The sequence below is a fragment of the Microbacterium sp. Bi128 genome (assembly GCF_918698205.1).
The window spans coordinates 1-1,109 of record NZ_CAKKMM010001588.1 but is presented as its reverse complement, the minus strand read 5'-3'; the positions used below and the strand labels follow the sequence as shown (position 1 = coordinate 1,109).

General features: G+C 67.0%; 1 protein-coding gene. It reads right to left on the bottom strand.

Going from position 1 to position 1,109, the window contains the following annotated elements:
* Nucleotides 1–1,057 (bottom strand): SulP family inorganic anion transporter (locus LQV45_RS34745; protein WP_253074606.1); only part of this gene is annotated, 1,057 nt, incomplete at its 3' end.
* Nucleotides 1,058–1,109: the final 52 nt, after the last annotated feature.

Here is a 1,109-nt window from a genome sequence, read left to right as displayed (position 1 = left end):
CCTCATAGCCGGGCACCCGCCCGATCACGGTCTCGTACGGCCACCACGCCCGGCGGAAGATGTTCAGGATGGACAGCCCCACCGCAATGCCGATGCCGGGCAGGACGCCCAGGAACGCGACCCCAAGGAAGGCGGCCATGCACAGGTAGAACTCGGTGCGCCTCTGGTGCCAGAGCCGAACCGTTCCGGGAATGTCGGCGAGGGAGATCGACGCCGTCATCACCACGGCCGCCAGTGCCGGCTGTGGCAGGTTCCGGAACAGCCCCGGCAAAAACACCAGCATGAGGAGAATCAGCACGGCGCCCGTCACGCCCGTGAGCTGCGACTTCGAGCCGGAACGTTCGGCGACGGCGGTCCGGGATCCGCTGGTGCTGACCGGGAAGCCCTGGAAGAGGCCCGCGGCCAGGTTCGCGGCACCGATCCCGATCATCTCCTGGTTGCCGCGGATTTCCTGCCCGGTGCGTGCGGCGAACGCCGTCGACGTCGAGATCGTGTCCGTCAAGGACACCAGCGCAATACCGAGGGCCCCGGCGAACATCAGCCCGAGGTCCGCGAAGTCCACCTGGGGAATGGTGAACGGCGGGAATCCCCGCGGGAGTTCCCCGACCAGCGAGACGCCCTTTGCGGCCAGATCGAAGACCGCCGTGGCCGCGATCGCGGCGACCACCATGACGAGTACCGCCGGGACCTTGGGCAGCCACCGCTGCAGAACCAGTATCAGCACAATCCCGCCGATGCCGACCGCCGCCGCGGCGACCACTGTCTCGCCATTGGCCACGCCCTCGACGAATCCGACCAGGTCGCCAATGAAGTTTTCGCTTTCGATCTTGAACCCGAAGAGCTTCGGGAGCTGGCCCACCAGGATGGTGATCGCGAGACCATTCATGTAGCCGATCATCGTCGGCTTGGAGATGAGGTCGGCGATGAAGCCGAGCTTGGCCACGGACGCCAAGACCATGATGGCGCCGACCATGAGGGCAAGCATCGACGCGAGCGCGATCGCCTTCTGCGGGTCGCCGTCGGACGCGACAAGGGGCAGGACCGTCGCGGCGATCATAGGCCCGAGGGCAGAGTCGGGCCCCAGGACCAGGATGCGGGACGGGCCAAAG